At 69.2% G+C, this 6365-nt stretch carries 8 protein-coding genes; 5 read left to right on the top strand and 3 right to left on the bottom strand.

All coding sequences use genetic code 11. The features are described 5' to 3' along the window. The coding region (locus ACFWYW_RS38740; protein ID WP_379621194.1) for a fasciclin domain-containing protein at window positions 1–357 on the top strand (357 nt) is incomplete at its 5' end. Window positions 358–495: 138 nt separating this feature from the next. Here ACFWYW_RS38740 and ACFWYW_RS38735 read toward each other — a convergent pair. Next, a complete protein-coding gene (locus ACFWYW_RS38735) occupies window positions 496–630 on the bottom strand; it encodes a hypothetical protein (RefSeq protein ID WP_379621196.1) in 135 nt (44 codons plus the stop codon). Window positions 631–1204: 574 nt separating this feature from the next. Between ACFWYW_RS38735 and ACFWYW_RS38730 the strand changes: the two genes are divergently transcribed. The 4 genes from ACFWYW_RS38730 (at window position 1205) to ACFWYW_RS38715 (ending at window position 5613) form a co-directional block, all read left to right on the top strand. Next, the gene (locus ACFWYW_RS38730) at window positions 1205–1861 is read left to right on the top strand and encodes a TetR/AcrR family transcriptional regulator (protein ID WP_379621198.1); all 657 of its coding nucleotides are present in this window, start codon (window positions 1205–1207) and stop codon (window positions 1859–1861) included. Window positions 1862–2048: 187 nt separating this feature from the next. Next, window positions 2049–3137, top strand: coding sequence for a serine hydrolase domain-containing protein (locus ACFWYW_RS38725; RefSeq protein WP_379621200.1), 1089 nt, complete (start codon window positions 2049–2051; stop codon window positions 3135–3137). Between the two features lie 104 nt (window positions 3138–3241). Beyond that, on the top strand, window positions 3242–4762 hold the full coding sequence (locus tag ACFWYW_RS38720; RefSeq protein WP_379621202.1) for an alpha/beta hydrolase: 1521 nt from the start codon (window positions 3242–3244) through the stop codon (window positions 4760–4762). A 212-nt stretch (window positions 4763–4974) separates the two neighbouring features. Beyond that, window positions 4975–5613 (top strand): recombinase family protein, encoded by a 639-nt coding sequence (locus ACFWYW_RS38715; protein WP_379621204.1) that lies wholly within the window; start codon window positions 4975–4977, stop codon window positions 5611–5613. Here the strand turns inward: ACFWYW_RS38715 and ACFWYW_RS38710 are convergent. Then, window positions 5532–6050 carry an SRPBCC domain-containing protein gene (locus ACFWYW_RS38710; protein WP_379621206.1) on the bottom strand — a complete coding sequence of 173 codons (519 nt, stop codon included), beginning with the start codon at window positions 6048–6050 and terminating at the stop codon, window positions 5532–5534. The two genes, ACFWYW_RS38715 and ACFWYW_RS38710, sit on opposite strands and share 82 nt — an antisense overlap. Next, window positions 6047–6349 carry a helix-turn-helix transcriptional regulator gene (locus ACFWYW_RS38705; RefSeq protein ID WP_113983844.1) on the bottom strand — a complete coding sequence of 101 codons (303 nt, stop codon included), beginning with the start codon at window positions 6347–6349 and terminating at the stop codon, window positions 6047–6049. Before ACFWYW_RS38705 ends, ACFWYW_RS38710 begins: the two co-directional genes overlap by 4 nt. Between the last annotated feature and the right edge of the window lie 16 nt (window positions 6350–6365).

Here is a 6365-nt window from a genome sequence, read left to right as displayed (position 1 = left end):
CCGGTGAGGCTGATGGTGAGTCCTTACCCCGTGCTGTCCACGCTGGTCACCGCGGTCAAGAAAGCGGGCCTGGTCGACACGCTCAACTCGGCCAAGGACATCACCGTCTTCGCGCCCACCAACGACGCCTTCGCCGCCATCCCCAAGGCCACCCTGGACAAGGTCCTGGCCGACAAGGAGACGCTGACCAAGATCCTCACCTACCACGTCGTCGCCGGCAAGAACGCCCCGGCCGACCTGGCCTCCGCCGACCTCAAGACCCTGCAGGGCGGCATGCTGATGACCGAAGGCTCCGACGAGACCTACACCGCCAACGCCACCGTCTCCATCATCGACAAGGTCCTCATGCCCAAGTGACCCGTGCGGGCACGCGCCCGGATCACCCTGCCGGTGACCACCTCGGCTTCGCGGCGCGGGTAAGCCGCGCCGCACGGCGCGGGTGCAACCATCGCCGCCTGTGCGGGCGACGGAGCGCTCGACAGGCGCCACACACCCTCAGCGGCGTCCGGCCTGCCCGAGAGCGAGCGCCACACGACAGCCCGCGCTCTGGCAGGGAAAGCCGAGGCGCTCCTGCTGATCGATGAGCGCGGTCAGGCCGGTGATGCGGTGCGTGACCGTGTAAGCGCCCAAGCGCGTGAGCCATGCGCACAGCACATCGACCGGATACGGCCCCGGCGACACGCACCCGGGCCGCGCCTGCGACCGGCGGCGAAGGCGCGGTCTGCGCCGGTGGCCGGCCGGCGGAGCCGTCAATCCCCGCCTCTGGCGGCGTCGAGGCCTGCCTGATCAGTGATCGACCTGGCCAGGCCGAACTCGCATGGGGGGTGCGTGTGACTTGGATTTCTTGATGGCGTGATTCTTTGAACGTTTTCTGTCGTGATTTTCGATCTTGCTTCGGGTGGGGCAGAGGTTGAGGGCGCCGCAGCATGCGAAGGCCGCCGTCTATGTTCGGACGGCGGCCTTCGCAGGTTACTCGGGGGTTGGTGGGTCGCGGGTTGCTGGGAGTCGGTTCATGGTGGCCCGATGACGAGGTTCTTTCGGGCATGGCGCTGTGGTGCCGCCCAGGGGCGGCCGGTACGGGTCCCGGTAGGCTGGAGTGCCTTTGAGCGGCGATGAGGTTGGCAGAGGATCGGGGTGTCGGGGTGGCTGTCATGGTCGGCGTTCGCGAGGTCGGTCGCTGCTCGCGGCCCGCGGGAGCGGCCCGGTGAGCGCGCCGCGGCGGCAGCGGGTACGGCGGGGCAGCCTCAGCCGGGGCTCGACGGTGGAGGCCGCGGTGAAGGTCTTGGACCGGGACGGGTTCGAGGCGATGACGATGACCGCGGTGGCCGGTGAGCTGGGTGCCCGGCAGATGTCGATCTACAACCATGTGCGGGGCAAGGACGACCTGTTCGCGGCGGTCTATGAGCACATGCTGGCCATGGTGCCGGTGCCCGTGCCGGAGACGGGTGGCGTGGCGGAGCTGATGGCGCTGTATCGGGATCTGTGGCAGGTGTTTCGCGCACATCCGTGGCTGGTTCAGGTAGGCGCGAGCGTCCGGCAGGGCACGCCCAGCCAGTTGGCGATCGTGGAGTGCACGCATCGGATCGTGCTCCGTGCGGGCGTGCCCGCGGCGGAGGCGGTGTTGCTGGTCGGGGCGCTGACCAATCTGGTCGTGGGCACCGCCGCCCTGGACGTGCCGGGTGGAGCGCTGGGCGGTGAGAGTGACCCCGGGGCCGAGGCCGAGGCGGCTCGCGAGCAGATCGCGGCGTTGCCCGAGCACGCCTTCCCCACCCTGCGCCGGCTGGCGGCCGATCTTCCGCCTGTCTCTCCCGACGACATCGTCGAGTACGGCTTGCGCGTGTTGCTGGCCCGTCTGGGCTGACGCGCCAATTCCCCGTCTGGCGACCGCTCGTCCCATCGGGCGGTGTGGTGGTGATCACACCTGCCCAAGAGGTAACTAACGTGTAAAGCACGTTATGTTGGGCGTACCGACGACCTCACCGAGGACGCGTACGCACGACGGAAGGCAAGCACCCATGAACACGGCCGGCAAAATCATCATCACGGCGTTGACCGCGACAGCGCTCACTCTGCCCTCGGGCATCGCCCACGCCGGCACGGGTGAGCGCCGCCTGGACACCCACCGGGCAGCGGTGCAGCAAAAGCTGGACGCCCTGGTGAAACTGGGCAACGCCAGCGCGCAGATCCTGGTCGTCAAGGACGGCCGCACGCTGCGGGCCCGCGCGGGCACCGCCGAACTCGGCAAGCACCGCCCGGTCCCGTACCAGGGCAGGTTCCGCATCGCCAGCGTGACCAAGACCTTCACCGCCTCGGTGATCCTGCAACTCGCCGGCGAGCGCAAGGTCGACCTGGACACCCCAGTGGAGCGGTACCTGCCCGGCGTGTTGTCCGACGGCGAGGCGATCACCGTCCGCATGCTGCTGAACCACACCAGCGGACTGGCCAACCCCTTCGGCCTCGAAGACGTGGAAGGCGAAGGCGCGCTGCGCAACCGCGACAAGCACTTCGAGCTGACCGACTGGGTCGCCAAGGGCGACGCCCTGCCCCGTCTGTTCAAGCCGGGCAGCGACTCCCAGTACTCCAACACCAACTACTACGCCCTCGGCCTGCTCATCCAGGCCGTCACCGGCCAGGACTGGGGCCAGGCGGTCACCGAGCGGATCATCCGCCCCCTCCGGTTGCGCCACACGTGGGCGCCCGGCGACCAGACCCACCTGCCCAAGCCGCACGTCCGTGGTTACACCCCGGTCAATGGCAAACCCGTCGACATCACCCGCCTCAACCCCACCGTGGCCGGTCCCGCAGGGGCGCTCGTCTCCACCACCGCCGACCTCGACCGGTTCATCACCGCGCTCCTGTCGGGCAAGATCGTCAAACCAGCCCAGCTCAAGCAGATGCTGCGGCCCAACCACCACGACCGCGCCTACGGACTGGGCATCTACCGCACCACCACCTCGTGCGGCAAGGTCATCTGGGGACACAACGGCGGCATCCCCGGCTACGGCACCGACATGATGGCTACCCTCGACGGCAAGCACCGAGCGGTGCTGTCGGTCGCGATCGGCAACGTGTCGTTCGGCTCGGCCAAGCTCGGCGAGCTCCAGCAGGCGGCGATGGACGCGGCCTTCTGCGGCTGAGGCACGTCCCTTCCCCCTTCCGGACGTCCGGACATCCCCCGGGTTCTGGCGCCTCGCCTCCAGAACCCGGCATCACCCATCCACCACCACGAAGGGACACCCGCGTGCCCACGACCAAGCGCGCAGCAGCAGCCGCAGCAGCGGCGACGGCTGCGCTGTCGGCCACTCTGGCGCCGCCCGCGGCAGCGGCGCACCCGGCCACCCCGCTGGACCGCTTCCACCACCAGACGATCACCTGGCGCGCCTGCGCCACCGGACCCGACGACCAGCTCGGCCAACAGCTGGACGCCGCCGGAGCCCAGTGCGCCACGGTCCAGGTGCCCATCGACTACAGCAGGCCGCAGGGGCCGGCCCTGCGGGTCGCGATCTCCCGGATCAAGGCCACCGACACCGCCCGGCGCCACGGCGTCCTGCTGACGAACCCCGGCGGGCCGGGCGGCAGCGGCCTGTCCATGCCGCTGCTGCTGACCAAGAAGACGCCCGAGATCGCCGCCCGCTACGACCTGGTAGGAATGGACCCCCGCTTCATCGGCCGCAGCAGCCCGATCCGCTGCCAGTGGAAGACCGACACCTTCCAGCTGTCGGCCGGACTCGACCGGCGCAGCTTCGACCAAGGCGCGCGCCTGGCCAAGCGGCTGGCGGCCGGCTGCGCCCAGGGAAACCTGCGCGCGCTGCCGTACGCCTCGACCAGGAACACCGCACGCGACATGGACGTCATCCGGGCCGCGCTCGGCGAGCGGAAGCTGTCCTACCTCGGCTACTCCTACGGCACCTACCTCGGCGCGACCTATCTTCAGATGTACGGCCAGCGGGCCGACCGGGTGGTGCTCGACAGCGCAGTCGACCCCGAGGCCTACGGCCCCAACTTGCTCTCCAGCGCCGCTCCGGCCTTCGACACCTGGCTCCGGCAGTGGGCCTCCTGGTCCGCCGCGCGCCATGCGAAGTACAAGCTGGGCCGTACGCGGGAGGCGGTCCTGGCGACCATCGACGCGATCAACCGACGGTCCGCGAAGGTCGGCGCCTACCGGGTCGACGCCCGCTTCGTGCCCTACTGGCTCTATCTGCGCTCCTACTCCGACAGCGCGCAGGACTACGCCACCCTCGCCGAAGAAGCCAAGGCACTGCACCGCCCCAGCCGGACTCCGCCGCCCGCCTCACTGCTGGAAACCCTCCAAGGCGCCTACACCGGCGGCACCGAAAAGCCCGAGAACCGGGCGGGCATCGCGGTCCTGTGCGCCGACCGGGCCGCATCCCGCAACCCCGGCACCTACTACCGCGACATCCAGCGCCACCGCACCACCGAACCCCTGTTCGGGCCACTCGTCCGCAACATCACCCCCTGCGCGTTCTGGCCCACCCGACCACGGGAGCAGCCCACCACGATCAGCAACGCCGCCCCCGCACTGATCGTCGGAGCCACAGGCGACACCGTCACCCCCTACCCCGGCCAGCAGGCCATGCACCGAGCGCTGACCGGCTCCCGCATGATCACCCTCAATGGCGCCTACCGCCACGGCGTCTACGCCGCAGAAGGCAACACCTGCGTCGACACCAAAGTGACCCGCTACCTCCTCGACGGCGACCTGCCCGGCAAGGACATCACCTGCACCCGCCCAGACGCGTGACCAACCATCTCCTGGACGCGTCACCCCCGACCGGCGCTCGCCTGGCCGGGGCATAAACGATCGTTTATGCCCCACCGCCCACGGCGATCATCCCAGCAGGATGACCGCCCCGATTCGGTAGCAAAACTAGGGGGCAAAACCGTGGTGTAGCAGAAGACTGACCGCTACCCCTATTGCCACACCACGGTTCAGTCACCCCGCACGGAGACTCGGTGAACGAGATCGTCATCGACAACGACGACCCGCACGCCCGCGAAGACCTCATCGGCCTGGCCCGCGTCTCCACCAACGCCCAAGAACTCGCCCAGCAGATCGATGCCCTCACCGCCGCCGGATGCGCCAAGATCTTCCTCGACAAGGGCTCCGGCAAGAAGCGCACCCACCGCCCCGGCCTTGCCGCCGCACTCGGGCACATGCGCCGCGGCGACACCCTCATCGTCCTCGACCTGACCCGCCTCGGCCGCGACACCCGCCAACTGCTCGCCATCGTCGAAGACCACCTGCACGCACGTGGCCGGCGCTTCCGCACCCTCGACGGCATCGTGCTCGACACCCGCATCCTCCTGGCCGCCGGCAAGGCCCAGACATCCGTCGCCAAGAAGCTCGGCGTCTCCCGTTGGACACTGCGCCGGGCGGTGTACAGCAACTCGTCCTGGCGCTGCAATGCCCCGGCCGAGCGCGGGCCGCTCCAGCCCGGCCACCACCAGGTTCGCCCGCCAAGCATGGTGGACCCTGCGGACACGGCCAGTAACGCGGCGGTGCCATGGACTCAGGCGTCGTCGTTGTCTCCGTCCAGTGTCTCCGCGAAGCGCCGGCCTGGCGTCGGGTCGACCCCGAAGCGCTCGGCGTAGCGTTCGTGAATGTCCTTCCACGGCTTGTTCGCCTCCTGTTCGGACAGGTGCCGGCCGGCGAGGTGAGACTCAAGCCGTGAAAGATAGGTGTGCCAGCCGGTTGCCACCTGCGCTGCGATCGCGCGGACGCCGAAGACGTGGGTGAAGATCAACCGGCAGCCGCCTTGCTGAGCTGAGAGCTCGAAGCTGTAGTGCTCGCCGCCGAAGGTCCAGGCCAGGCGGTGGGGCGCATCGACCTCCGTCACCTCGCCGGTCGCGCCGTAGGCCTGGAGGGTCTCCCCTTCGGCCGGTGTCCAGTCGACGGTCGCGGGAAACCAGCGCTCCAGCTCTGCCGGTGTGCTGACCGCCCGCCACACGCGTTCGACCGAGTGGGGGAGCGTGCGTTCGAAGCGCAGCGCCGGGCGGCCGTCGATCGTTTCCAGGGTGCCGTCGGTCATGGATTCTCTTTCAGGTGGCGTTCGAGCGTGTCGAGGGTCCTCGACCAATAAACGCGGTAGGGCTCCAGCCACTGGTCAACGTCCGTGAGGGGGCCTGGCCGCAGCGTGTACAGACGCCGCTTGCCATCCACGCGTACCGCGACGAGCCCGGCCTCGCGTAACACCTTGAGATGCTTGGACACGCCGGGCTGGCTGAGGTCAAGTCGCTCCACCAGGTCTCCGGCGGACCGCTCGCCATCACGCAGCAGGTCGAGAATCTGCCTGCGATGCGGCTCAGCCAGGGCAGCGAAGGTGCTCATTCCATCATATTACCAG

The organism is Nonomuraea sp. NPDC059023 (assembly GCF_042740095.1).
Classification (GTDB): Bacteria; Actinomycetota; Actinomycetes; order Streptosporangiales; family Streptosporangiaceae; genus Nonomuraea.
The sequence above is the reverse complement of the archived record's forward strand: the minus strand, read 5'-3'. Positions and strand labels throughout refer to the sequence as shown.